This is a genomic window from Lactococcus sp. FSL W8-0209 (assembly GCF_038006585.1).
Taxonomy (GTDB): Bacteria; Bacillota; Bacilli; order Lactobacillales; family Streptococcaceae; genus Lactococcus; species Lactococcus lactis.
Genome location: NZ_JBBOVN010000001.1, coordinates 2,045,445 through 2,070,976, shown reverse-complemented (window position 1 = coordinate 2,070,976; position 25,532 = coordinate 2,045,445). Strand labels below are relative to the sequence as shown.

Below are 25,532 nucleotides of genomic sequence, written 5' to 3'. Positions count from 1 at the left end.
ATATGACTAAGAATCAAAAAGTCAAAACATTAACGTATTCAGCCTTTATGACTGCATTTATTATTATTCTAGGATTTTTACCAGGAATACCAATTGGTTTTATTCCTGTCCCAATTATCTTGCAAAATATGGGAATAATGATGGCTGGGGGACTTCTTGGCCCCAAATATGGTACAATTTCGGTAGGAGCATTTCTTATTTTAGCTTTAATTGGCTTACCTGTTTTAACGGGTGGAAATGGCGGAGCAGCGAGCTTTTTAGGGCCTTCGGGAGGCTACCGAATGGCTTGGCTTTTTACACCATTTTTAATAGGTTTTTTCCTTAAGAAATTGCAAATTACAGCTTCAAAGAATTGGATTGGAGAATTAATCATTGTTTTAGTGTTTGGAGTTATTTTTGTTGATCTAGTCGGAGCAATCTGGCTATCTATTCAATCTAATATTCCATTAATTACTTCGTTGATTTCTAATTTAGTTTTTATTCCTGGTGATTGTATCAAAGCCATTTTGACTGTTCTTATCGTGCGACGTCTTAGAAAAGAAGGAGGCTTTGAAATGTATTTTAGAAAGTGATAATTATGCGAACAACAAAACAATTTGTCTTGTTAAAACTTCTTCAACAAAAAGGAAACTGGGTTTCGGGTGATGAATTAGGTGAGGAGCTAAAACTTAGTCGAGAAAGTATCTGGAAAGCAATTAATACTTTAAAGCGCAAGGGCAATCAAATCGAAAGTCGTAAAAATTTGGGCTATAAGTATGTTGGAAATGATTCATTAGATGAAGATACGATAAATTTTTATAGTGGAATGAAATTTGAAGATAAAATTTTTGTTTTTGATGAGGTGACTTCTACGCAAGAGTTAGCGAAGCAATATTTGTCTTCACATGAGGTCAAACAACCTCTTATTTTTGTTGCAAATAATCAAACGGAGGGACACGGTCGGCGTGGCCGAAATTTCTATTCTCCAAGTGATACTGGATTATATTTTAGTCTTATTTTACCCAACCCCAGTCATGATATTTTGAAAATAGGATTATTGACGACAAGTACGGCAGTGGCCGTTGTCAAGGTCCTTGAACAATTTTATAAAGATAAAAACTTTCAACTCAAATGGGTTAATGATATTTATTTGGGAACCTATAAAGTTGGCGGAATTATCACTGAAGCTGCTTTAGATTTAGAATCAAGCTCTGCTGGAAATTTCATTATGGGAATTGGCTTAAATCTGTCAACAAAAGATTTTCCAGCAGATTTATCCGAAAAGGCTCAGGGAATAAATCCTGAGTTTAAGATAGACAGAAATCAGCTTTTAGCAGAAATGGCTAAAGAAGTGATAAATAATTTCGCAAATTATAGACAGCCAGATTTAATTGATGAGTATCGCAAGAGGTCATTGTTGTTTGGTAAAAATGTGACTTTAAAATTGGGAACAAAAGCTGTTAATGGACAAGTAGAAGGAATTTCTGATGACGGAAGCTTGATTTTAAAAGCAAAATCAGGAGAATTACAAACTTTTAAAAGTGGCGAAGTTGTGAAAGTTGATTGGTAATGAAAGGTGAATTTTATTGCGAGAAAAAATCTGGGGGAAAGTGATAGATGAAGAAGGCAGGTGTACTCATTATCACCAAGAAAATGATATTGTCGCCCTAAAATGTTCAGATTGTGAAAAGTATTTTTCTTGTTATCATTGTCACGATGAATTAGAGAATCATTTATTTAGGGCTACTGATAAAGAAGACTTTCCAGTACTTTGTGGCCATTGTGGAACAAAATTAAATTTTAATGATTATTCGCGAGGAGAGTGTATCAAGTGCAGCTCCGCTTTTAATCCAAATTGCCATCGACATTGGCAAGTTTATTTTAAAGAATAGGCATATGCTTTTAATATTATGAAGGAAGAAATGAAATGTTATTTACTGAATTAGCAAGAGAAAAATCATCAATATTTTGGGAAAGAAGTTTTGAGCATCCTTTTATTCAAGGATTAGTGAGTGGAGAATTAGCTCCTGAGGTTTTTCGCTATTATTTGTTGCAAGACCGCTATTATCTCGAACATTTTAGTAAGTTATATTTTCTTATTGCCGAGAAATCTGATAGTGAAGAGATTCAAGCACATTTAAGATTAAATGCCGAAGAACTAAAAAATGGAGAGATTTTTGTTCGCGAGGGATTTTTTAAAGAATTAGAGATTGGTGAACGAGAAATTTTAGAAACGCCGGTTGCTCCCACTGCTTATCATTATGTTTCTCATATGTATCGTCAGCTTATTGATGGCACTGTTAATAGTGCAATTGCGGGAATGTTGCCTTGTGCTTGGCTTTATCATGAAATTGGTTTACGATTAATTGAAGTGGGGTCGCCCAATCCTTTGTATCAAAAATGGATTGAAACCTATGCGAGTGAAGAAGCTACCGTCCAAATCGCAAAAGAGTGTGATATTATTAATCGGCTTTATCAAGAAAGTGATGAACAAGAGCAAGAACAGATGATTGAGGCTTTTCTGATTAGTAGTAAAATGGAGGCTGATTTTTGGGAAATGGCTTTGGTCTTAGAAAAATGGTAGTTGAAATTTTTCTGTAAAAGTAAAAAAGTCTTATATGACTTCTAATATAAAAAAAGATTAAATCTATTTCAGTTAATTCTTGCAAACGGATACACAAAATGATAAAATATATTTATCCTTATAGGAAAGCGTTTACCTAAAAGTCATGGTTACGTAAATAAGCTATAGCGAGTAGCTTAATTTCTTTCAAATCCCTCCTAGTCAGGGGGATTTTTTTGATGAAATTTTATATGGAATCTATAGATAATAAATGTATTTTCTACTTGAAAAAGTCCCTTTGAAATTAATTTACTTTTATATGAGAAAAAGCTTGTCACTGTCATCTTTAGATGTTATAATTTATTGTGGTGCAAAATTTTATATGCTAGTTAGGAGAAGTAGTGGAACATTCAGCTACTCAGCGCGAATCCCAAAAAGTATGGACGGCTATTAAAAATTGGTTTCTAGTGGACAAAGTTTTTCTGATTTCGTTTATTATTGCAATTATTGCCATTAGTTTGGGTGGAGTGACAACGCGTTTCTTTAATTATCACGTCATCGTTACGGTTTCAGGTTTGATGCTTGTAATTGGTGGTTTTAAAGAAACAGGTTTGTTACAGTATTTGGGACAATCCTTAGTCAAAAGAAGTACAACAACGCGTCAGCTCGTTCGATTTACGACGCTACTTACCTTCTTTTTAGCCGTTTTTTTTACAAATGATTTAACAATTTTGACGGTTTTACCGCTCTATTTAGCGATTACTAAAGAAATTAAAAACCGAAAGTCAGTTTATATTGGAGCAGCATTGATTGTTCCGGCCTGTCACATTGGTTCTGCCTTACTTCCGCAAGGTAATCCGCATAATCTTTATTTGTATTCTTTTTATAAAGTAGCAGCACATCATGGTGGTGTCGCTTTAACTAATTTGGACTTTTTTAAAGGAACAGGCGCTTTATGGATTTTGGGTTTATTGATTTTGATGATTGCTTGTCAATTCATTGATAATGAGCCTTTGGTGATTGAAACTAAAGTGACGCAATTTAATAAAGTTGAAACTTCTATTTTTGTTGTTTTGATGTTGTTGATGGCAGCTTCTGTTTTTGGCTATGTGAATTTTTATCTTGCTGGAGCAATTGTTGCTTTAGTTGTGTTAATTTATCGTCCGAGACTTTTTAAAGGAATTGATTATCATCTTTTATTTACATTTATCTTTTTCTTTTTGATTGTAGGAAATATTGCTAATATCAGTGTGTTGACTGATTTTATCAGTAATACTTTAGTTGGACCGCAGGCTTCTTTTTTAGGAACTGTGATTATGAGTCAATTTATCTCTAATATCGCGGCCCCAATTTTGATTTCTCCGTTCACTCCTCATGCTGCTTCTTTGGTGCTTGGAGCTGATATTGGGGGAATTGGTACAATTGTTTCGTCAATGGCAACGCTGATTGCTTACAAAGTTATTAGAATGAATGCGCGTGGTGAAACGCGAGGATTTGTAAAATATTTTACAATTGTAAATGCAGGATTTGTTGTGATTCTAACTTTGATTGGTTTAGTTATTGTGACAATTGTTGGTTAAGATGTAAAAGTTGGAGCATCCAGCTTTTTTATTATGGAAAATTTTTACTGACAGGGCTGTCAGTAATTTTTTATTTATCTCTGATAAAAAAATGTTAAATAAAAATGTGTAGAAATTTCTGTCAGTAATTAATAAATGGTGTATAATAGTTAAAAATGTAAAGGAGAAGGAAATGGAGTTTAGATTAGCGAAAAAGTCTGATGCTAAAAGACTTTTAGAAATTTATAAACCTTATGTTGAAAAAACTGCCATTACTTTTGAGTATGAAGTCCCAACGATTGCAGAATTTGAAAAGCGAATTGAAAAAATAGGAAGTCGCTATCCTTATATTGTGGCGATTGAAAATGACAAAATCATTGGTTATGCTTATGCTGGCGCTTATCGAGAACGGGCAGCTTATGATTGGGTGGTTGAATTATCAATTTATTTAGATGAAAATGAACGGCAACATGGCGCTGGTAGTGCCCTTTATCAAAAGTTACTGACAGCTTTATCGGCATTTAATTATCAGCGTGCTTATGCTTGTATTACCTATCCAAATCCGGCAAGTGTTGCATTTCATAAAAAATTTGGTTTTGAACAAATTGGACTTTTTCCAAAAGCGGGTTATAAGTTTGAACAATGGTATGGTATTGTTTGGTTAGAACGCTCTCTCCAAACTACTGATAAAGTTTCTGCGATAAAATTACTGACAGATTTGTCAGAGAATGAACTAGAAAAAATCTTGGCTAATTAGTCAAGATTTTTTATTATTTTATTGAAAAAGTAAAACATTTTGTGTTTGGTAAGAAAAATATTAAAATAAAATTAAATAAATTAAAAGTAGAAAGGAAGAAAAAATGAACAAATTTATCTGGTCCATTTTTATCCCCGTCCTGATTTTTGCAGGACTATTGACAGTTATTGGTTTTACCCTTGAGAGTCGGCATTTTTACTGGCTTCAATCCGTCGAGCTCATTTATCTTTTTGGAAGTTTAATCTTTACTTTTGCTGCTTTTTGGATTTGGCATCTGGGGATAAAATCTCGAAAAATGAAAACTCTAAAAGTTTTATGGCTCATTCTGAGTTTAGTTTTTCTAATTGACCTAATCAACACAGGAGTTTATTTAGCTCAGGGTCAAGGATGGCTGTGGGGTATGAGTAGTTTTAGTTCTGCTGGACCTGCTTTTTTTGCAAGCATGCTCCTTTTGAGCCTAAGTTTTTTAGGATTTAGAGGTCAAATGAAGAAAGAAAATTAAAATGACAAAATTAAGACATTTTTTGTCATACCTAAGAGGGAAAAGGAGGTTAAAAGTGAAAATAAAATGATATAATTAGAAAAAAAGGAAGAGTAAGGAAAATTATGACATTAAAGATTGACAAAGTTCGAAAAAGCTTTGGTGATAAAATCGCTGTTGATAATCTCAATATGGTTGTTAAACCAGGTGAAGTTATGGGCTTAATTGGTCAAAATGGTGCTGGGAAAACAACGACTTTTCGGATGATTCTTAATTTTATATCAGCTGACCAAGGAAAAATTACTTGGCAAGATGGACCGATTACGCAAGAAATCAAGCAAAAAATTGGTTTCTTACCTGAAGAACGTGGTCTTTATCAAAAGATGACAGTTGAAGACCAAATTCTTTATTTTGCGGAACTCCATGGAATGAAACGAGCAGATGCCCGGATAAAGCTACAAGACTGGATGAAACGTTTAGAGGTCGTTGGTAAACCAACTGACAAAGTTCAAACCCTCTCTAAAGGGAATGCCCAAAAAATTCAATTCATTGCCACTTTGATTCATGAGCCTGAATTTTTAATTTTGGATGAGCCATTTACAGGGCTTGACCCAGTGAATACAGAACTCTTGCGAAATGAGATTAAACGGAGTCGTGATAAGGGAGCGGCGGTTATTTTCTCCAACCATAATATGAGTGATGTTGAGCTTTTATCTGACCATTTGTTAATGCTAAAAGGCGGTCAAACAATTTTAAATGGAACGGTTGAAGCCATTCGAGATTCTTATGGGCGTACCCGTATTTATTTGGAGTCTGATCTGCCCAATGAAGAGCTCTCTGTAATTACAGGAGTTGAATCAATTGAAAAAAGAGGAAGTGGTCGTTCAATAAAAATATCTGAGGCAGAAGTTGGACGTGAAATTTTCCAAAAAGTGGCTAAAGATGGCTATGTTCAAGCATTTGTTCAGTCTCCACCGTCACTAGATGAAATTTTCCGAATGGAAGCAGCTGAGAACAATCAAGAAAATTTAAGTGCAAGAAGTGAGGAAATAAAATGAAAAATCAAACTTGGCTTGTTGCAAAAAATATTTACCGAAGTCGTGTCAAAGGAGTGGGCTTTTGGGCACTTGTCCTTTCACCATTTTTGCTAGGAGCGATTTATTTAATTATCGGTTTAGTCATCAGTAGCGGGGCTAATCAAAGTCCAAAAATGGCTGTAGTCGATAATCCTGCTCTAACTCAGATTCTTTCTAAAAATGACACTTTAAAAGCAGATATTCGTAACGGGTCTTCTTTAGATGACGCTAAAAAAGACCTTTCTTCCGGAAAAATTGATGGATTTTTAACCGAAGATAATGGAGCTTATACCATTGTCACTGATAATAAATCGAGTGTCAAATTTGACCAATCAAGTTTTCAAACTGCGCTGACTCAAGTGAATATTTCAAAAATAGCACAACGTCTCAATCTGTCAGCCGCCGATGTTAAAGAACTTCTTAGTCCAGCTAAGTTTACAATGAAAACACAAACAAGTTCTGGACAAAAGTCAACAGGTGATGGACAGACTGGCGCGAATATCGCAATTGGCTCCATTGCCTCGATTTTAATTTTCACATTGATGATGATGTATGTGGGAATTATCGGACAGGAAATTGGTAACGAAAAATCTAGTCGAATTATGGAGACGTTACTCGCGGCCACTAGCTCAAACGTACAGTATTATGGGAAAATTATTGGTGTAATTCTACTATTAGCGACTCAGCTTGGAATTTATGTGCTTGGTTTTGGGATTGCTTATCCTTTTATCAAAAATTTAGATCAGATTAAAGCAATTGGTGCCATGCTTTCAGGGATTACTTTCGGTTTCGGAATTTATTTGGTAGCCATGTCTTTAATTGGGATTTTAGGTTATTTAATTCTCGCGTCAATTGTGGCATCTCTGGTTAATGAACAAGCTCAGGTGCAACAAGCTACTCAGCCAATTGCCTTTTTAGCGATGATTGGTTATATTGGGGGAATTGCTGGCTCGACTGTTCCGGGGAATATTGTTTTGAAAGTTCTTAGTTTTATTCCATTTATCAGTCCAACATTGATGACTAGCCGACTGGCTATTCAATATTCAACAACGACAGAAGCCTGGATTGCTCTTGGATTACAACTTTTAGCAACACTTGCCATAGCAAAAGCGGGTGAGAAAATTTATGCGCGAAATGTTCTTTCTTACAGCGACGAAAAAATTATGAGTCAACTTTTTAAAGGACTGACAGGTCGAAATTCAAAGAAAAAAACAACTGACAGACTGGTCAGTGAAAATGGTGAAAAGAAAAATCCATGGCGGAGAAATTCTCCATTGCGTCTGGCTCTTGTCATCATTATCATTCTAATAATTTTGGCTTATCGATTCATCTTTAAATAAAAAATATTTTATAATTCAACTCTTGGAAACTTTCCAAGAGTTTTTTCGTATATAAAAGTATGGATAAGATTTTAGAAAAAGTAAAAGAATATTGGAAAATGATTGTTTTAGTTGTTTGTGGGCTCATTGCTGGTGGGATTTTTTACGTTTTAACCAACGGTCAAAAGCCAACTACAAATCTGTCAGTAGAAAATTTAAGTTCTGTCAGCAGGCAAAGCTCTGTCAGTAAATTTAGTGAACCTAATGAAAAATCTGTCAGTAAAATTATGGTTGATTTAAAAGGTGCGGTGGCAAAACCTAATGTCTATCAAATTTCGTCAGATGAACGTCTAGTTGATCTAATTAAAGAAGCTGGTGGTTTTACTGACCAAGCTGACCAGAAATCAATTAATCTGTCAGCAAAATTAAAAGATGAAGAAGTAATTTATGTCCCAAAAATTGGTGAAAATTCAAGCACAGAAAATACTGACAGCTCTGCTAATTCGGTCACTAGTCAAGTCTCAACAACCACTGAAAAAATAAATATCAATCAAGCAGATTTGACTGAACTACAAAAATTAACAGGTGTTGGTCAGAAAAAAGCTCAAGACATCATCGATTTTCGGACGAAAAATGGTGATTTCAAATCGCTTGAAGACTTGGGAAAAGTTTCTGGTTTTGGAGATAAAACACTAGAAAAATTGAAAGATGAGTTGTGTTTTGAATAAAATTCCTTTGATATTTTTAGCTTATCTTTCTGTCATCTTGTTTTTTTTAATCTTCAATTTTAATTTACTTTGTCTCATTTTGTTCATTTTTTCAAGTTTACTTGCCTTATATAGAAAATATTATTTAGTCATCCCACTTTTATTAGCTATGGGAAGTTTTTTCTTAGTAGTAAAAATGGATACGATTAAGAATAGTGAAAATCAGCCAACCACTCTTTCCAAAATTACAATGATCCCCGACACTATCCAAGTTAATGGTGATTTATTAAGCTTTCAAGGAAAAGAAAGAGGCCAAAATTATCAAGTTTACGAGACTCTAAAAAGTAAAAAAGAACAAAAATTTTATCAAAATCTAAGTCAAAATTGTCAGCTGAGTTTCACAGGAAACCTTCAAATTCCAGAAAAACAAAGAAATTTTAATGGATTCGATAATCAAAAGTATTTAGCGAGCCAGAATATTTATCAGCAAATTACGATTGATAAAATTAATAAAATAGTTTTAAACGACACTTTTGACCTCCATGTTTTAAGACGAAAAGCAATTGTCTGGTCACAAACTCATTTTCCAAAGCCAATGAATGATTATATGACTGGCTTACTTTTTGGGTTTTTAAGTAAAGATTTTAATCAAATGGGAGACATTTACAGTTCATTAGGAATTATTCATCTTTTTGCCTTATCGGGAATGCAAGTTAATTTTTTCATTGATTGGTTTCGTAGAATTATTCTTCGACTAGGAATAACGAGAGAAAAATTAAATATTTGGCAAATTCCCTTTTCAATTTTTTATGCATTTATGACAGGATTTTCGGTTTCAGTATTACGAGCATTATTTCAAAAAAATATTCGTCTAAATCCTTTAGATAACCTAGCAGTGACAACCTTTCTTATGATGATTGTCAGTCCTAAATTTTTACTGACAACAGGAGGACAACTAACTTTATTTTATGCTTTTGTTATTTCAATGATTAGTCATAAATTTTCAGAACTAAAAGGAATAAGAAAATTACTGACAGAATCATCAGTGATTTCTTTGAGTGTTTTACCTTTACTCATTTTGGATTTTCATATCTTTCAACCTTTTTCAATTTTACTGACGATTGGCTTTGGCTTTTTATTTGATGTAATCTTATTGCCTTTACTATTAGGAACTTTTCTCTTGTCTCTAATTGGCTATAATTTTAATATAAATCATATTTTCAAATTCTAGAATGGCTAATTCATGAGGTTGATTTACCCTTACATTATCCTTTGGTTTTAGGAAATCCTAGGCCAATTGAATTATTAATCTTGTTTTTCCTAATCGGATTATTAATTGATAATCTCTTTAAGAAAAGAAGACAAATAATTTTTGCTGGCCTAATTGTTTGTAGTTTTTTTATTTGTAAAAATCTAATTTACCCCAGTATCACAGCAGTTGATATTGGCCAAGGAGATAGTATTTTTTTGCAAGATAAATTTAATAAAGAAACAATTTTGATTGATACAGGCGGACGATTAGCCCTTCCGCAAGAAAGGTGGCAAAAACCTCAAAGTCAAACAAATGCTGAAAAAACACTCATTCCATATCTTGAATCTGTTGGAGTGAGTCAAATCGACCAGCTCATTTTGACGCATACGGACGCTGACCATGTTGGAGATTTTTTGAATTTAGATGATAAAATAAAAATAAAAGAAATTTGGGTTAGCCCCGGTGAATTGACAAATAATCATTTTGTAGAAAAATTGAAGAAAGCAAATGTTACTATTCACATCAGCAAAGTTGGAGATAAAATTCCAATATTTGATAGTGCATTACAAGTTTTATCAAATGGTTATACAGGAAAAGGGGATAATAATGATTCTATCGTGACTTATGGAAATTTTTATCATACAAAATTTCTATTTACAGGGGATTTAGAACAAGAAGGAGAAAAAGAACTGCTCAAGAATTATCCTAAATTGAAAGTTGATGTCTTAAAAGTAGGTCATCATGGCAGTAAAACAAGTTCAAACCCTGACTTTATTAAAGAAATTAATCCCAAACTTGCCCTCATTTCGGTTGGCAAGGAAAATCGATATGGGCATCCCAATCAAGAAACGCTAGAAACATTAAAAAAATACCAAATCAAAATACTTAGAACCGATCAAAGGGGAGCGCTTAAATTAATGCAAATCAATCAACAGTGGCGAATCCAAACAGTTAGATAAATGAAAGGAAAAAGTGAGCAAAAGACATCTATAAAATGTTACAATAAAGAAGACGTTGAAGGCCTGTAGAAACGTAAAAATACTACCATTATTTGATTTCTAATGTACCCCAAAAATAAAATGGAGTAATGACTTCACAGCGCACACTTTGAAAAAAGTGAAAGAAGGTCAGAATAAAAGAGAAAGGAAATTTCAAAAATTAAGGGATTGAAGAAAATCCACTTTTAATAGGTAGAAAGTTGTCAACAAATGATAACAACATAAATTTATTAAGGAGATATTTTATGGCAATAATTAATATCGAATACTACTCAGAAGTTCTTGGGATGAATCGAAAAGTTAATGTTATTTATCCTGAATCAAGTAAAGTGGAAGATTTTACCCAAACAGATATTCCGGTGCTTTATCTTTTGCATGGAATGAGCGGAAACGAGAATTCTTGGATAATTCGTTCAGGAATTGAACGATTGATTCGGCATACTAATTTGGCTATTGTCATGCCCTCAACGGATCTTGGTTTTTATGTGAACACCACGTATGGTATGAATTATTTTGATGCGATTGCTCATGAACTTCCAAAAGTAATTAACAATTTTTTCCCAAATCTATCCACAAAAAGAGAAAAAAATTTTATCGCTGGTTTATCAATGGGAGGATATGGAGCTTATCGTCTCGCATTAGGAACTGACCATTTTAGTTATGCGGCTAGTTTGTCTGGCGTTTTAACTTTTGATGGAATGGAAGAAAATTTCAAAGAAAATCCAGCTTATTGGGGAGGAATTTTTGGAAATTGGGAAACTTTTAAAGGGTCAGATAATGAAATTTTATCTTTGGCAGATAGAAAACAAGAAAACAAACCCAAACTTTACGCTTGGTGTGGTAAACAAGATTTTCTTTTTCAGGGAAATGAATACGCGACAGCCGAGTTGAAAAAGTTAGGTTTCGATATTACTTATGAAACCTCAGACGGCGTTCATGAATGGTATTATTGGACTAAAAAAATTGAATCTGTATTAAAATGGCTCCCAATAAATTATAAACAAGAAGAACGCTTGAGCTAATCTAAAAAATTTTCTCTGTTTATTCAGTACAAAATTTAAAAATTTTGTCTATCAAACGCTTACAAAGACAAAAATGAGAGAAATGATGAAATTCTCATGCTTCTCTTTGACAAAAACTACGAATAGTAGTAGAATTTCTTAGTAAAATAAATTTGCGAAATCGCAATATAGAAAGAGGTCTATAATGACAATTACACTTGCCGCTCTTGGAGCAATTGCTATCGGTCTTGCAGCACTCGGAGCCGCTATCGGTGATGGACTTATCGTTTCAAACTTCCTCCAAGCCGTTGCACGCCAACCAGAACTTGAAGGAAAACTTCGTGGTTCAATGTTCATGGGTATCGCCTTCGTCGAAGGTACATTCTTCATCGCCCTTGCTATGGCATTCCTTTTCCGTTAAAATTTTTCTCAACAAAATTTTAAAAACAGAAAGGAAGAACAGGTATGGAATCAACATGGACCTTTAATATTGGGCCAATTCCATTTGATGGAACAATCACAGTAATGACTTTTGTGACTGTCCTCATTGTGTTCGGTCTGGTATTCTGGGCGAGCCGCAATATGCAGCTCAAACCCAAAGGTAAACAAAATGTTCTTGAGTGGGTTGTTGATTTTGTCAATGGAGTTTCCAAAGATAACGTCGGCCCTCATGAAGCACCACGCTTTGCGCTCATGAACTTTACCCTCTTTTCTTTCCTTCTTATTGCCAACTGCATTGGGCTAGTAACTAAAATTAGTACGCCAGGTGATGTTTCCCTTTGGAAATCACCAACTGCAAATCCAACAGTCGATTTGACACTTGCACTACTTGTTGTTGTAATGTCAAATACACTGGGTGTACAAAAATTCGGTTTTAAAGGTTACCTCAAAGTTGCCTTCTGGAAAGATCCGAAAGGTCTTCTTCCAATGAATATTCTGGAAGAATTTACAAATGCACTTTCACTTGGTTTACGGCTTTATGGGAATATCTTCGCGGGTGAAATCATGCTTGGTCTTATCGCCGGTATGATTCAATCAACCATGTGGATGCTTCCAGTTGCGTGGATTCTTGAAGTTGCATGGATTGGCTTTTCACTTTTCATTTCAGCCCTCCAAGCTTATGTCTTTGTCCTTTTGACAAACTTGTACATTAGCCACAAAATTATAGCAGAACATTAAGAAAGGAGTAGAAATTGTCAACATTATTATTAGAAGCTGCTCCGAATACCGTTCTCGGTAACATCATCGTTGTATCTGGTGCATTTATTATCTTATTGGTATTGTTGCGCCTCTTTGCATGGAATGCAATTACTAGTGTTTTTGCAAGTCGTGCGAAAAAAATATCTGATGATATCGATGCAGCAGAAGCGAACAACAAACAAGCTGCTGACTTGGTTAAACAACGTCAAGCAGAACTTGCAGGTTCAAAAGAAGAAGCTGCTAAAATCATTCAAGTTGCAAACGATACTGCCTCACAAAACCGTGCGAAAGTACTTGCAACAGCAAATGAAGAAGCAACTAGTTTGAAAAAACGTGCGCAAGAAGATATCGAGCAAGAACGCAAAGAAGCTCTTAACACAGTTAAAGGCGATGTTGTGGACATCTCAGTTCAAATTGCTGAAAAGCTTATTGGACAATCATTAGATGCTTCTGCACAACAGGAATTAATCGACTCTTATCTCGCTAAGTTAGGAGAATAAGATGACAAAAGTAAATTCACAAAAATACAGTAAAGCTTTACTAGAAGTTGCCCAAGAAAAAGGACAACTTGAAGCAATTCTTGCTGAAGTTAGCGAAATAATTCAACTTTTCAAAGAAGATAACTTGGCTGCTTTTTTAAGTAGCGAAGTTTATTCATTCTCTGCAAAATCTGAATTGATTGATACTTTACTTCAAACTTCTTCAGAAGTAATGTCAAATTTCCTTAATACCGTTCGTTCAAATGGTCGTTTAGGAGATTTGGGTGAAATACTTGATGAAACTAAAAATGCAGCAGATGATATGTTTAAGATTGCTGACGTTGAGGTGGTTTCAAGCATTGCTTTGACAAATGCTCAGATTGAAAAATTTACAGCTATGGCGAAAGCAAAATTTGACCTAAATGAAGTAACAGTAATTAACACAGTCAATGAAAAAATTATCGGTGGATTCATTGTGAATTCTCGTGGAAAAATTATTGACGCCTCACTAAAAACACAATTGGCTAAAATCGCCGCTGAAATCCTCTAATCAGGATAGGAAAATTTTCTTTCTCTGCTCAAAACTCAGTGGAAAATTTTTCAAACTCATACTGTTAAACTTTTGAGAACATGTAAAGGTGATTTCAAATCTTACCTATCATGCTTAAACGGTATAACTGCAGTTTAAAGCTAAATAGCCTTGAACTAGTAAAAATTTCTAGAAGGGAGCATATTTTTGGCAATTAAAGCTAATGAAATCAGCTCACTGATTAAAAAACAAATTGAAAATTTCACACCAGATTTTGAAGTTGCTGAAACTGGTGTCGTTACCTATGTTGGTGACGGTATCGCCCGTGCCTATGGCCTTGAAAATGCGATGAGCGGTGAGCTTGTTGAGTTTTCAAATGGTGTCCTTGGTATGGCGCAAAACTTGGATGCGACAGACGTTGGTATTATCGTACTTGGTGATTTCCTCTCAATTCGTGAAGGTGACACTGTAAAACGTACAGGTAAAATCATGGAAATCCAAGTTGGTGAAGAACTCATCGGACGTGTTGTAAATCCACTTGGACAACCTGTTGATGGACTTGGAGAACTTAATACTGGTAAAACTCGTCCTGTTGAAGCAAAAGCTCCTGGTGTTATGCAACGTAAATCAGTCTCTGAACCATTGCAAACTGGTCTTAAAGCGATTGATGCCCTCGTTCCAATTGGGCGCGGACAACGTGAATTGATTATCGGAGACCGTCAAACAGGTAAAACATCAGTCGCTATTGATGCAATCTTGAACCAAAAGGGTCAAGATATGATCTGTATCTATGTTGCGATTGGACAAAAAGAATCAACTGTTCGTACACAAGTTGAAACGCTCCGCAAACTCGGTGCGATGGATTATACAATCGTCGTAACTGCGTCAGCTTCTCAACCTTCACCACTTCTTTACATCGCTCCTTATGCTGGAGCTGCAATGGGTGAAGAATTCATGTACAACGGTAAACACGTCTTAGTTGTTTATGATGATTTATCAAAACAAGCGGTTGCTTATCGTGAACTTTCACTCTTGCTCCGCCGTCCACCAGGTCGTGAAGCATACCCAGGTGACGTATTCTACTTACATTCACGTCTTTTGGAACGTGCTGCCAAATTATCTGACGATCTTGGTGGTGGTTCAATGACTGCATTGCCATTCATTGAAACACAAGCCGGAGATATCTCAGCTTATATTGCAACAAACGTTATCTCTATTACTGACGGTCAAATTTTCCTTGAAAATGACTTATTCTATTCAGGTGTACGTCCTGCCATCGATGCTGGTTCTTCAGTTTCTCGGGTTGGTGGTGCTGCACAAATCAAAGCCATGAAGAAAGTTGCTGGTACTTTGCGTCTTGACCTTGCGTCATTCCGTGAACTTGAAGCCTTTACTCAATTTGGTTCCGATCTTGATGAAGCGACTCAAGCAAAATTGAATCGTGGTCGTCGTACCGTTGAAGTTTTGAAACAACCATTGCACAAACCATTGGCTGTTGAAAAACAAGTTTTAATTCTTTATGCATTGACTCATGGTCATCTTGATGATGTTCCAGTTGATGATGTTCTTGATTTTGAAACAAAAATGTTCGATTTCTTCGATGCAAATTATGCAGAACTCTTGAACGTGATTACTGAAACTAAAGATTTGCCAGAAGAAGCAAAACTCGACGAAGCAATTAAAGCATTCAAAAATACAACGAATTATTAATAAGGAGGCTAACTAATGGGAGCTTCACTTAATGAAATAAAAACTAAGATTGCCTCAACGAAGAAAACAAGTCAAATAACTGGAGCCATGCAAATGGTTTCCGCTGCGAAACTTCAAAAAGCTGAATCTCATGCCAAAGCATTTCAAATTTATGCTGAGAAAGTTCGTAAAATTACAACTGATTTAGTTTCCTCAGACAAAGAGCCAGCAAAGAATCCAATGATGATAAAAAGAGAAGTCAAAAAAACTGGCTATCTTGTAATTACTTCGGATCGTGGACTTGTCGGTGGCTATAATTCAAATATTTTGAAATCTGTCATGAATACTATCCGTAAACGTCATGCTAACGAAAGTGAATACACTATTCTTGCACTTGGCGGTACTGGAGCAGATTTCTTCAAAGCACGCAATGTTAAAGTTTCTTATGCCCTTCGTGGTCTTTCAGACCAACCAACTTTTGAAGAAGTTAGAGCGATTGTTACAGAAGCGGTAACTGAATATCAAGCAGAAGAATTCGATGAACTCTATGTTTGCTATAATCACCATGTGAACTCATTGGTAAGTGATGCACGTATGGAAAAAATGCTGCCTATTTCTTTTGAAGAATCAGGTCAACAAAAACCATCTCTTGAAATATTTGAATTAGAACCAGATCGTGAAACAATCTTAAACCAATTGTTGCCACAATACGCTGAAAGTATGATTTATGGTTCAATCGTTGATGCTAAGACAGCAGAACATGCTGCAGGTATGACAGCAATGCGTACTGCAACTGATAATGCTCACTCTGTTATCAATGATTTGACTATTCAATACAACCGTGCTCGTCAAGCATCGATTACGCAAGAAATTACGGAAATCGTTGCAGGAGCCTCAGCGCTTTAATTTACTGATAGAAATTGTGTCAGTGATGGCTTTGAATCTTAATTGTTTTTGTCAGTAAAATTTTTACTGACAAACATAAAAATGAATAGAAATTCTGTTCTTTGACAGAAAATAAAAACAGGAGGAAAAACATTGAGTTCTGGTAAAATTACTCAGGTTATCGGTCCCGTCGTTGACGTGGAATTTGGTTCTGATGCCAAATTGCCTGAGATTAACAATGCCTTGATTGTCTACAAAGATGTCAATGGCCTAAAAACAAAAATTACTCTTGAAGTTGCTTTGGAACTTGGTGATGGTGCAGTTCGTACAATCGCTATGGAATCTACTGATGGCTTGACTCGTGGACTTGAAGTCCTTGATACAGGTAAAGCAGTCAGCGTTCCTGTTGGGGAAGCTACTCTTGGTCGTGTTTTTAACGTCCTTGGTGATGTTATTGACGGTGGGGAAGAATTTGCTGCTGATGCAGAACGTAATCCTATCCATAAAAAAGCTCCAACATTTGACGAATTGTCAACTGCAAATGAAGTTCTTGTAACTGGGATTAAAGTTGTCGATTTGCTTGCACCTTACCTTAAAGGTGGTAAAGTTGGACTTTTCGGTGGTGCCGGAGTTGGTAAAACCGTCCTTATTCAAGAATTGATTCACAACATCGCCCAAGAACACGGAGGTATTTCTGTGTTTACTGGTGTTGGGGAACGTACTCGTGAAGGGAATGACCTTTACTGGGAAATGAAAGAATCAGGCGTTATTGAAAAAACTGCCATGGTCTTTGGTCAAATGAATGAACCACCAGGAGCACGTATGCGTGTTGCCCTTACTGGTTTGACAATTGCGGAATATTTCCGTGATGTTCAAGGTCAAGACGTATTGCTTTTCATTGACAACATCTTCCGTTTCACACAAGCTGGTTCAGAAGTTTCTGCCCTTTTGGGACGTATGCCTTCTGCCGTTGGTTACCAACCAACACTTGCTACTGAAATGGGGCAATTGCAAGAACGTATCACTTCTACTAAGAAGGGTTCTGTTACATCTATCCAAGCGATTTATGTCCCTGCCGATGACTATACTGACCCAGCGCCAGCTACAGCCTTCGCTCACTTGGATGCAACAACTAACTTGGAACGTCGTTTGACACAAATGGGTATTTATCCAGCCGTTGACCCACTTGCTTCATCATCACGTGCGCTTACACCTGAAATTGTTGGTGAAGAACACTATGAAGTGGCAATGGAAGTTCAACGTGTCCTCCAACGTTATAAAGAATTGCAAGATATTATTGCCATTCTTGGTATGGATGAATTGTCTGACGATGAAAAAATTCTCGTTGGACGTGCACGTCGTATCCAATTCTTCCTTTCACAAAACTTCCACGTTGCGGAACAATTTACTGGTCAACCTGGTTCATATGTACCAATTGACAAAACTGTCCATGACTTCAAAGAAATTTTGGAAGGTAAATATGACGAAATCCCTGAAGATGCTTTCCGTGGTGTAGGTCCAATTGAAGATGTACTCGAAAAAGCAAAATCAATGGGTTATTAATTCGATTTCTGATGAATTGAGAAAGTGAAAATACTCTATTGCCTAAAAAAATTACTGACAATAAATTTTGTCAGTAAAAGTTGATTGAATTGTAAAATTTGAGTGACTGTTAGAGTTTTGTTTTTAGAAAAGTATTTTTTATCTTTGTAATTTAAATTTTCATAGAAAAAATTGGAGGAATCGAATGTCTGAAAACGTCATGACACTTCAAGTAATTACCCCTGCTGGTATGATTTACGATCACCATGCAAATTACATTACTGCTCGAACTACGAATGGTGAAATTGGTATTTTGCCAAATATGATTTCAACTATTGCTGGACTTGAAATTGATGAACTTAAAGTTCGTCGTCCAGATGATGAAACACACGTGGATTATATTGCAGTTAATGGTGGAATTATCGAAATTAGAGATAGTCTTGTAACAATTGTTGCGGACTCCGCTGAACGTAATCGCGATATTGATGTTTCGCGTGCGGAACGTGCAAAAATTCGAGCTGAAAAAGCACTTGAAGTTGCTAAAGCTGAGAAGAAATCAGATGAAATAAATAGAGCGGAAGTAGCACTCCACCGAGCGCTTAACCGGTTGAATGTTTCGTCTCATAGATAAAAAGCACCTACGGGTGTTTTTTTATCTCAGATTAAAATATTGCAAAAAAAAAGACATTAATGTTAAAATTATAAACAGTAATGATTTGAGAATCTAAGAAATAAGTGAGGGAGAATGTGATTCTTGATTATTGTCGAGATCTGTTTGATATCCTAGAAAATTTAGAAGGACTTTTAAAAAGTTCAGAAGAATTAAGAGAGGATTATCGGCAAAAAATAACAGACCAGATAGCGCGTCAGGCATCGATTTTAGATATTCTAGTTTCAATTGGAATGATTGTTTATTTCATGCCAGACAAGACAGTATTTTTTAGTAATCTGATTCCAGCGACAGGGCCTGTTGACCTGTTTTTTAGAATGTCTGCAATTACTTTTCTCTCTTTAGTTTTGGGTTATGGTGCCAGATTAGGATTGACTTGGCTTTGGCAACGAAATTTTTTACCGGCTGGAAGAAAAGATATTGCACGGTTATTTAAAAAGAAATATTTAAGAAAACAAAAAGAGATAGTTGATCAGATTCAAAGAGTTTTGGACAGTGAAATGATAAAAGATTCAAAACTGCCGAGCGATTATATGAATACAAAAAGTCTTAATTACATTATAGATTGTTTGGAAGCAGGGGAAGTCAGTAGCTTAAAAGAAGCCATTGATTTATTAGAATTAGAATCGCGTGATTCACATGTCCATTCTTTAATTAAGACTGAAAATAATACTATCACAAGAGCATGGACCTTGATTAGAAATGACAAAGAAGAAAGGAGTTAAATGAAAAAAATTAAATTAATAATTAGAGAAAAAAATGTAATTTTTGGACTACTTTTAGTAATTTTTGTTGTTGGATTTTTTCCGAATATAAAATTTAACTCTGACTCTCTAAGTCATGGAAATGTAAAAATTGAAAATAGAGTTGCTGCGGATACGATAACTGATGTTGCTGAAAAAGAAACAGTAACAATTAATTTTTATGATTCGGTGAATCGCAACTCTAAAGTCCAAAGTTCAGAAACAATGACCGTTAATGTTGGTGAGTATGTTTGGCCCGTTAATTTGGGTGATACGGCAGATCAATCATTAAAAAATGTCTATCATATGTACCAAATTCCTCAAATTGCTAATTATACTTATCAGTCTAGTAATCAATCATCACCCTTACTTGTCACTGATAATCCAGCAAATAATGTTATAAATCTTTATTATAAGAATGATAAACAACAGAGTCAGGTAACGATTAATTTCTTTAATTCAGAAAATCAGTCCTCTAAAGTTCAAGATTCAGAAACAATGACCGTTAATGTTGGTGAATATGTATGGGCAGTTGATTTTGGTGCAATGGCGAATCAGTCGTTAAGTAATGTCTACCATATGTACCAAATTCCCCAAATTGCTAATTATACTTATCAGTCCAGTAGTCAATCATCACCCTTACTTGTCACTGATAATCCAGCAAATAATGTCATAAATCTTTATTATAAAAGGGATAAGAGTCAAGTAACAATAAATTACCTTGATTCTGATAGCGGTGAATCGATTAGTCCTTCTAAAAATGTAGACGTCAATGTTGGCGATTATGTTTGGATTATTTCTTTTGCTAATAAAAGTACAAAACAGTTCAAAATGGGAATTTATTGGTGTGTTGCTCCCCCGATTACAGGTTATTCCTTTGACCATGGAACACCAATTAAAGTAAAAGAAAATCCAGAAGAGAATGTGGTTAATCTCTACTATAATGCTGACCCTCTTCCTGCCAAATATACTTTTAATTATGAATATGCAAAAGATACACCAGATCAATCTGAGGCGCTTCCTCCGTCGCAAATAGTTGAAAAAGGGGATTCAGTTTCATCTAAGCTTCCCTACGGTTATTCAATTTCAGAAGTTATAGATGAGAATGGTAAAGTTTATTCAAGCCCAACAGAAGCACTTGAAAAGCAATCCGGAAGTAACCCAAAAACTTTTAGAATAATTGTTTCAGCAAATAAAAGCAGTTTAAAATTAACTGTTCATGAGCCAAATGGCGAAATTAAAATAGAGGATTTCTCTGGACTTTATGGGGCAACTTATCAGCTTCCAATTGAGAAAAAATTGATTTTTAATGGAAAAATTTATCATGCTATCATCACAATTACTAAAAGAGATTGGCGGATGGACACTAGTATCAGTCTTGCCCAAAGTCCTGATGAAATTGCTTCTTTATTAAAAGATAATATTTTAGTTGGAAAATATGACAGTTCAGTCATTTCAATCGATGTCTCTTATAAGGAAGAAGGAATAGTACCAATTCCTCCTTCTGATGGTGGAGATAATAGTAGCTCGTCAACTCAATCTTCAGAAAAAACTGCGGACAAAACGGATAATGAAAAAAATAATGAAGATAAAATAGTTTCTTCAACTACCACTCCTCCACCAGCAAGTAAAGAAAAAGAAAGCTCAGTAGAGAAGAAAAAAGAAGTCGAACAAGCTCATTCAGAAAATAAAGTCATACCTAAAAAAGAAATAAAAGTTCCCTTAGCACCACCAACTCCATCATTTTCTACGGCGGAAAAAGTGATAGCTAGCCCATCAGTTACAAGTGAAATCAACCAAGAAGCACACATTCTTAAAATGAGAATTGCAGGTGCAGCTGGACTTGCTACTGGTACTGTCTCAGCTTATGGGATTTTACGAGCTTTAAAAATGATGATTCAACATTTTGGTAAGCTAGGTAAATTTTAGATAAGTGAGTAAATTTCATCTTACTAAACTAAATTGAATATAAAAAAAGCACCCTGAGGTGCTTTTTTATTTTATTTATGCATTCAAAACTTTTGATAAGAAGTCTTGTAAACGGGGATGTTTTGGGCTATCAAAGAGTTCTTCTGGTGTACCATCTTCCAAGATAACTCCACCATCCGTAAAGATTACGCGGTTAGCAACTTTACGTGCAAAGCCCATTTCGTGAGTAACAATAAGCATTGTCATTCCTTCTTCGGCCAATTTTTGCATAACGGCTAGAACGTCACCAACCATTTCAGGGTCAAGTGCTGAGGTTGGCTCGTCAAAGAGCATAACGTCAGGATTCATTGCGAGGGCACGGGCAATAGCAACACGTTGTTTTTGACCTCCTGAAAGCATTTCAGGCATTGCATCTTTTTTATCTAACAAGCCAACTGTTTCAAGAAGTTGAATTGCTTTTTTATCTGCATCATCTTTTGACATCTTTTTCAGTTCAACTGGAGCATAAGTAATATTTTGCATCACAGTCATATTTGGGAAAAGATTGAAATGTTGGAAAACCATTCCAACGTTTTGACGAACAAGGTTAAGATTTGTATTTTTATCAGTAAGGTTAAATCCGTCAATAATAATATCGCCAGAAGTAGCTGTTTCAAGCCCATTTAAAGCTCTAAGAAAAGTTGATTTTCCAGAACCTGAAGGGCCAATGATGCAGACTACATCACCTTTTTCAAATTTTGTTGTAATTCCTTTTAGAACTTCGTTTTTTCCAAAAGATTTGTGAAGATCAGTGACTTCGATTTGAGTATTGATTCCCATATTAGTATGTTCTCCTTATTTCATTCTTTTTTCTACACGACGTCCAATCCACATCAAGAAGAGGAGGACAATCATGTAAACTAAACCAATTAATCCATAAACACGGAAGGCTTGGAAGTTACGTGCTACAATAATTTGACCTGTTTGGAGCAATTCAACAAGTCCGATAACTGAAACTAATGTTGTATCTTTCAATGTGATGATGAATTGGTTAATCAAACTAGGGATTGTAATTTTAATGGCTTGAGGTAAGATAACTTTGCGCATTGATGTCAGGTAAGTCACACCGAGTGAACGACTGGCTTCCATTTGTCCAGAAGGTACAGCTTGAACACCAGAACGAACGATTTCTGCAATATAAGCAGAAGAGTTCAAAGTAAGGGCGATAACACCCGCTGTAAATTCATTAAGTGGTGATTGATGGCCCGTAATGATTTGTAACAAGTTAGGAATTCCGTAGAAGATAAAGATTGTTAACACTAAAAGCGGAATTGAACGGTTAAGGTCAACATAAATGCGTGCAATTGTACGAAGAATCTTGCTTGGAGCTACTGAGAAGAGTCCAAAGATAATTCCGACGATCATTGCTAAGATAAATGAGAGAATGGCAAGTTCAAGTGTAACGAGTAAACCACGGCCAATTTGTTCCCAGTTATTTTTTAAAATACCAAAGAAAGTATTTTCTTTTGCACTTGATTGGATTGTTTTAGCATCACTAGCTAAATATTTATCAATGATTTTATCATATTCACCATTGGCACGGAGATTTGCTAAACCATTGTTAAACATTTCAATCAACTCTGGATTGCTTCCTTTTTTAACAGCGAATCCATATTGTCCGTCAGGAATTGGCTTAATTGGTGTGGCAAATTTTTGCCCTTGTTTAATGGCGTATTTAATGACGGGTTCGTCATCCATTAGAGCATTGATAGAACCGTTATTCAATGATGAATACATGGTTGTTGCATCAGTGAAAGTTTTTACAGTGTAGCCATATTCTTTTGCATGGGCATTAAGATAATCAAAAGAAGCAGTTCCGTTTTTAGCACCAAGTGTTTTACCTTTAAGGTCTTTCCATGACTTGATAGAGTCATCTGTACTTGATGTGGCAATAGTTAAGTTTGAAGAATAGTAAGGACTACCATAATCGAAAACTTGTTTACGAGCATCAGTGATTGACATTCCTGACATCATTCCGTCAGCATGTCCAGATTGAACAGAGTCAACAGCTGCTTGGAAACCAATGAAATTCCATTTTAGTTTGAAACCTTGGTTTTTAGCAATAGCGTTAAGCAAGTCAACGTCGATACCAGTGAATTGTTTATTATCATTTTGGAATTCAAATGGAGCGAAGCTATTATCTGAAGCAATGGTGTAAACATCTTTTTTAGGTGTTGCTTTTTTAGTGGCAGTAATCCCATATTTTTTGAGGATTTTATCATAATCTCCGTTTGATTTCATTTCAGCGAGTGCTTTATTGAAACCATCAACGAGTGTTGAATTTTTGCCTTTCATTACGGCAAAACCATAACCTCCTGGAAGGGAGATTGATGGGAAGTTCATTGCTAAATCTTGCCCTTGTTTCATAGCGTAAGAAATAACTGGAACTTCGTCCATTGCTCCAGCAATATTACCAGAGCTTAGAGCGGCAAACATATGAACACCGTCAGAATAGGTTTTGATTGTGTAACCGTATTTCTTTTGATTTTCTTGAAGCCATGTCTGTGCAGCAGTCCCATTTTTTGCTCCAACTGCTTTACCTTTAAGATCACTGTAATCAGAAAGTTTAGAGTCTTTAGTTGTAGCAATGGTTAATGCTGATGTATAGTAAGGATTTGAAAAATCAAAAGTTTCTTTACGTTCGTCAGTGATTGTCATTCCTGCAATTACACCATCTACTTGTCCAGCTTTAAGGTTTTGGAGAGCTGCATCAAAACCAGGATATGACATTTCTAATTTCCAGTCATTGATTTTAGCAACTTCTTGCATGATATCAACATCAATCCCTACCCATTTTTTCTGACCATTTTGAAATTCAAATGGAGCGTATGAGCTATCGGATGCAATTTTTACAGTTGTCTCGGCCTTAACCGAAGGTGCAACTAGGAAAGCTGTAACAGTGGCAATCATCATTGCCAGAGCGAAAAATAATTTCTTCATTTTGTCTCCTCGAATATGAGATTTGAGCTTGTCTTCTTTTAAATATAAAAAAATGAAAATTAAAAAAATGTTCTTCTAAATAAGTGTTGGAATAACATTCTTTTAGTTTCCTATATTTATTAGGAGCTAAGCTCAGTTTATTTTATTCTGGAAAAATTATACCACAAAACTTGTTTATAAGCAAGCTGATGTTAGGTTTTCTGACATTGTGTAACTGTTGAATTTGAGATTTCTCTGATAAATTATAAGAAAGTTGTTATTGTCAAAAAGGGCTTTTTGTTGTAAAATTGAACGAGTGCTTGAATGAATTCCTTATGTATGTATTCTATTTAAGTAAACAGAACTATTGTAAGAATTTTTAACTTTTGAAAAGGAATATTATGTTTGTACAACTTTCGATTTTTGGTTTCTTTAATGATTGGATGGCTAATTTTGCCCAGATGCCTAATGGTCATATTTGGATATATGTTGTTTTAGGGGCGATTATATTTATTGAAACAGGATTAGTGATTTTCCCCTTCTTGCCTGGGGATTCAATTTTATTTTTTGTTGGTTCTTTGGCAGCAATGTCAAACGGAAAATTATCCATTGGCTTATTGATTTTGGTGATGGGGATTATTGCCTTCATTGCTAATCTGTTAAATTATGAAATTGGTCGAAGATTTGGGGATGTCATTCCAAAACATAAATGGCTTTCTCGCTTCTTGAAACCAGAATACATGGAAGAAGCTCATCAATTTTTTGAAAAATGGGGTTCTTGGGCCATTTTCTTAGGGCGATTCATGCCAATCATTCGGACGATTGTTCCATTTACAGCTGGTGCTGGTAAAATGCCACATAAAAAGTTTATTTTCTTTAACTTCATCGGTGGTTTTGTTTGGGTTATTGTTGCCTTAGGTGCAGGCTATTTATTTGGTGGAATTCCTTTTGTTAAAAAACATTTTGAAATCATCATGATTGCCATTGTCTTTGTGTCACTACTACCGGCAATTATTGGCATTTTGAAACGCGTTCTTGGAAGTCGCAAGGAAGCTTAACTTTATGATAAAATAGGACTTACAAAACTGTCAGTCCTTTTTTTATCGATTGATATGTCAATGACAATAGAATTTACTGACAAAGACGCTAGTATAGCTGAGCCTTTTGCGTCTTGCGCAAATATGGATATATTAGTAGTTTCATCAGTAATTTTGGA

The 25,532-nt window shown here is 35.3% G+C and carries 24 protein-coding genes and 1 pseudogene; 23 read left to right on the top strand and 2 right to left on the bottom strand.

All coding sequences use genetic code 11. The features are described 5' to 3' along the window. Nucleotides 1–2 precede the first annotated feature (2 nt). The 22 genes and pseudogenes from MKX45_RS10245 (at nt 3) to MKX45_RS10140 (ending at nt 21,358) form a co-directional block, all read left to right on the top strand. Nucleotides 3–572 (top strand): biotin transporter BioY, encoded by a 570-nt coding sequence (locus tag MKX45_RS10245; RefSeq protein ID WP_015426947.1) that lies wholly within the window; start codon nt 3–5, stop codon nt 570–572. A 5-nt stretch (nt 573–577) separates the two neighbouring features. Further along, complete coding sequence (locus MKX45_RS10240) at nt 578–1,549, top strand: biotin--[acetyl-CoA-carboxylase] ligase (RefSeq protein ID WP_057720193.1); 972 nt, start codon at nt 578–580, stop codon at nt 1,547–1,549. A gap of 16 nt (nt 1,550–1,565) precedes the next feature. Next, entirely contained in the window at nt 1,566–1,871 is a 306-nt protein-coding gene (locus tag MKX45_RS10235) for a CHY zinc finger protein (protein ID WP_029344297.1), read from the top strand. Nucleotides 1,872–1,906: 35 nt separating this feature from the next. Beyond that, nucleotides 1,907–2,563, top strand: coding sequence for a thiaminase II (gene tenA, locus MKX45_RS10230; protein ID WP_057720191.1), 657 nt, complete (start codon nt 1,907–1,909; stop codon nt 2,561–2,563). 380 nt (nt 2,564–2,943) lie between these two features. Beyond that, on the top strand, nt 2,944–4,122 hold the full coding sequence (locus MKX45_RS10225; RefSeq protein ID WP_015426943.1) for an SLC13 family permease: 1,179 nt from the start codon (nt 2,944–2,946) through the stop codon (nt 4,120–4,122). A gap of 172 nt (nt 4,123–4,294) precedes the next feature. After that, nucleotides 4,295–4,858, top strand: coding sequence for a GNAT family N-acetyltransferase (locus tag MKX45_RS10220; protein WP_057720190.1), 564 nt, complete (start codon nt 4,295–4,297; stop codon nt 4,856–4,858). 103 nt (nt 4,859–4,961) lie between these two features. Continuing rightward, complete coding sequence (locus tag MKX45_RS10215) at nt 4,962–5,360, top strand: hypothetical protein (protein WP_057720189.1); 399 nt, start codon at nt 4,962–4,964, stop codon at nt 5,358–5,360. Between the two features lie 104 nt (nt 5,361–5,464). Further along, on the top strand, nt 5,465–6,397 hold the full coding sequence (locus tag MKX45_RS10210; protein WP_015426941.1) for an ABC transporter ATP-binding protein: 933 nt from the start codon (nt 5,465–5,467) through the stop codon (nt 6,395–6,397). Next, nucleotides 6,394–7,755: an ABC transporter permease gene (locus MKX45_RS10205; RefSeq protein ID WP_128267522.1), complete on the top strand. Its 1,362-nt coding sequence runs from the start codon at nt 6,394–6,396 to the stop codon at nt 7,753–7,755. Before MKX45_RS10210 ends, MKX45_RS10205 begins: the two co-directional genes overlap by 4 nt. Nucleotides 7,756–7,814: 59 nt before the next feature. After that, nucleotides 7,815–8,462 carry a ComEA family DNA-binding protein gene (locus MKX45_RS10200; RefSeq protein WP_057720187.1) on the top strand — a complete coding sequence of 216 codons (648 nt, stop codon included), beginning with the start codon at nt 7,815–7,817 and terminating at the stop codon, nt 8,460–8,462. Further along, nucleotides 8,443–10,652, top strand: a pseudogene (locus tag MKX45_RS10195) (DNA internalization-related competence protein ComEC/Rec2). Before MKX45_RS10200 ends, MKX45_RS10195 begins: the two are co-directional and overlap by 20 nt. Before the next feature lie 284 nt (nt 10,653–10,936). Then, on the top strand, nt 10,937–11,713 hold the full coding sequence (locus MKX45_RS10190; RefSeq protein ID WP_015426937.1) for an alpha/beta hydrolase: 777 nt from the start codon (nt 10,937–10,939) through the stop codon (nt 11,711–11,713). Between the two features lie 184 nt (nt 11,714–11,897). Then, nucleotides 11,898–12,113 carry a F0F1 ATP synthase subunit C gene (locus tag MKX45_RS10185; protein ID WP_004255250.1) on the top strand — a complete coding sequence of 72 codons (216 nt, stop codon included), beginning with the start codon at nt 11,898–11,900 and terminating at the stop codon, nt 12,111–12,113. Between the two features lie 44 nt (nt 12,114–12,157). Further along, a complete protein-coding gene (atpB, locus tag MKX45_RS10180) occupies nt 12,158–12,871 on the top strand; it encodes a F0F1 ATP synthase subunit A (protein WP_004255255.1) in 714 nt (237 codons plus the stop codon). 14 nt (nt 12,872–12,885) lie between these two features. Continuing rightward, the gene (gene atpF / locus MKX45_RS10175) at nt 12,886–13,392 is read left to right on the top strand and encodes a F0F1 ATP synthase subunit B (protein WP_128267525.1); all 507 of its coding nucleotides are present in this window, start codon (nt 12,886–12,888) and stop codon (nt 13,390–13,392) included. 1 nt (nt 13,393) lies between these two features. After that, nucleotides 13,394–13,921 (top strand): F0F1 ATP synthase subunit delta, encoded by a 528-nt coding sequence (locus MKX45_RS10170; protein WP_340817161.1) that lies wholly within the window; start codon nt 13,394–13,396, stop codon nt 13,919–13,921. A 186-nt stretch (nt 13,922–14,107) separates the two neighbouring features. Further along, nucleotides 14,108–15,610 (top strand): F0F1 ATP synthase subunit alpha, encoded by a 1,503-nt coding sequence (gene atpA / locus MKX45_RS10165; RefSeq protein WP_004255265.1) that lies wholly within the window; start codon nt 14,108–14,110, stop codon nt 15,608–15,610. A 15-nt stretch (nt 15,611–15,625) separates the two neighbouring features. Then, entirely contained in the window at nt 15,626–16,495 is an 870-nt protein-coding gene (locus tag MKX45_RS10160; protein ID WP_128267526.1) for a F0F1 ATP synthase subunit gamma, read from the top strand. Between the two features lie 132 nt (nt 16,496–16,627). Then, nucleotides 16,628–18,037: a F0F1 ATP synthase subunit beta gene (gene atpD / locus MKX45_RS10155; RefSeq protein ID WP_021469102.1), complete on the top strand. Its 1,410-nt coding sequence runs from the start codon at nt 16,628–16,630 to the stop codon at nt 18,035–18,037. A 184-nt stretch (nt 18,038–18,221) separates the two neighbouring features. Next, complete coding sequence (locus MKX45_RS10150; RefSeq protein ID WP_015426932.1) at nt 18,222–18,647, top strand: F0F1 ATP synthase subunit epsilon; 426 nt, start codon at nt 18,222–18,224, stop codon at nt 18,645–18,647. Nucleotides 18,648–18,763: 116 nt separating this feature from the next. Beyond that, nucleotides 18,764–19,411 (top strand): hypothetical protein, encoded by a 648-nt coding sequence (locus tag MKX45_RS10145; protein ID WP_340817159.1) that lies wholly within the window; start codon nt 18,764–18,766, stop codon nt 19,409–19,411. Further along, a complete protein-coding gene (locus MKX45_RS10140) occupies nt 19,412–21,358 on the top strand; it encodes a hypothetical protein (RefSeq protein WP_336270280.1) in 1,947 nt (648 codons plus the stop codon). Nucleotides 21,359–21,433: 75 nt separating this feature from the next. Here the strand turns inward: MKX45_RS10140 and MKX45_RS10135 are convergent, their stop codons facing one another. Together MKX45_RS10135 and MKX45_RS10130 are read right to left on the bottom strand one after the other, a co-directional pair. Beyond that, nucleotides 21,434–22,177, bottom strand: a complete 744-nt coding sequence (locus MKX45_RS10135; protein WP_003132766.1) for an amino acid ABC transporter ATP-binding protein — start codon at nt 22,175–22,177, stop codon at nt 21,434–21,436. 15 nt (nt 22,178–22,192) lie between these two features. After that, nucleotides 22,193–24,337, bottom strand: coding sequence for an amino acid ABC transporter substrate-binding protein/permease (locus MKX45_RS10130; RefSeq protein WP_340817157.1), 2,145 nt, complete (start codon nt 24,335–24,337; stop codon nt 22,193–22,195). A 380-nt stretch (nt 24,338–24,717) separates the two neighbouring features. Between MKX45_RS10130 and MKX45_RS10125 the strand changes: the two genes are divergently transcribed. Further along, nucleotides 24,718–25,374 (top strand): VTT domain-containing protein, encoded by a 657-nt coding sequence (locus tag MKX45_RS10125; protein ID WP_340817156.1) that lies wholly within the window; start codon nt 24,718–24,720, stop codon nt 25,372–25,374. Nucleotides 25,375–25,532: the final 158 nt, after the last annotated feature.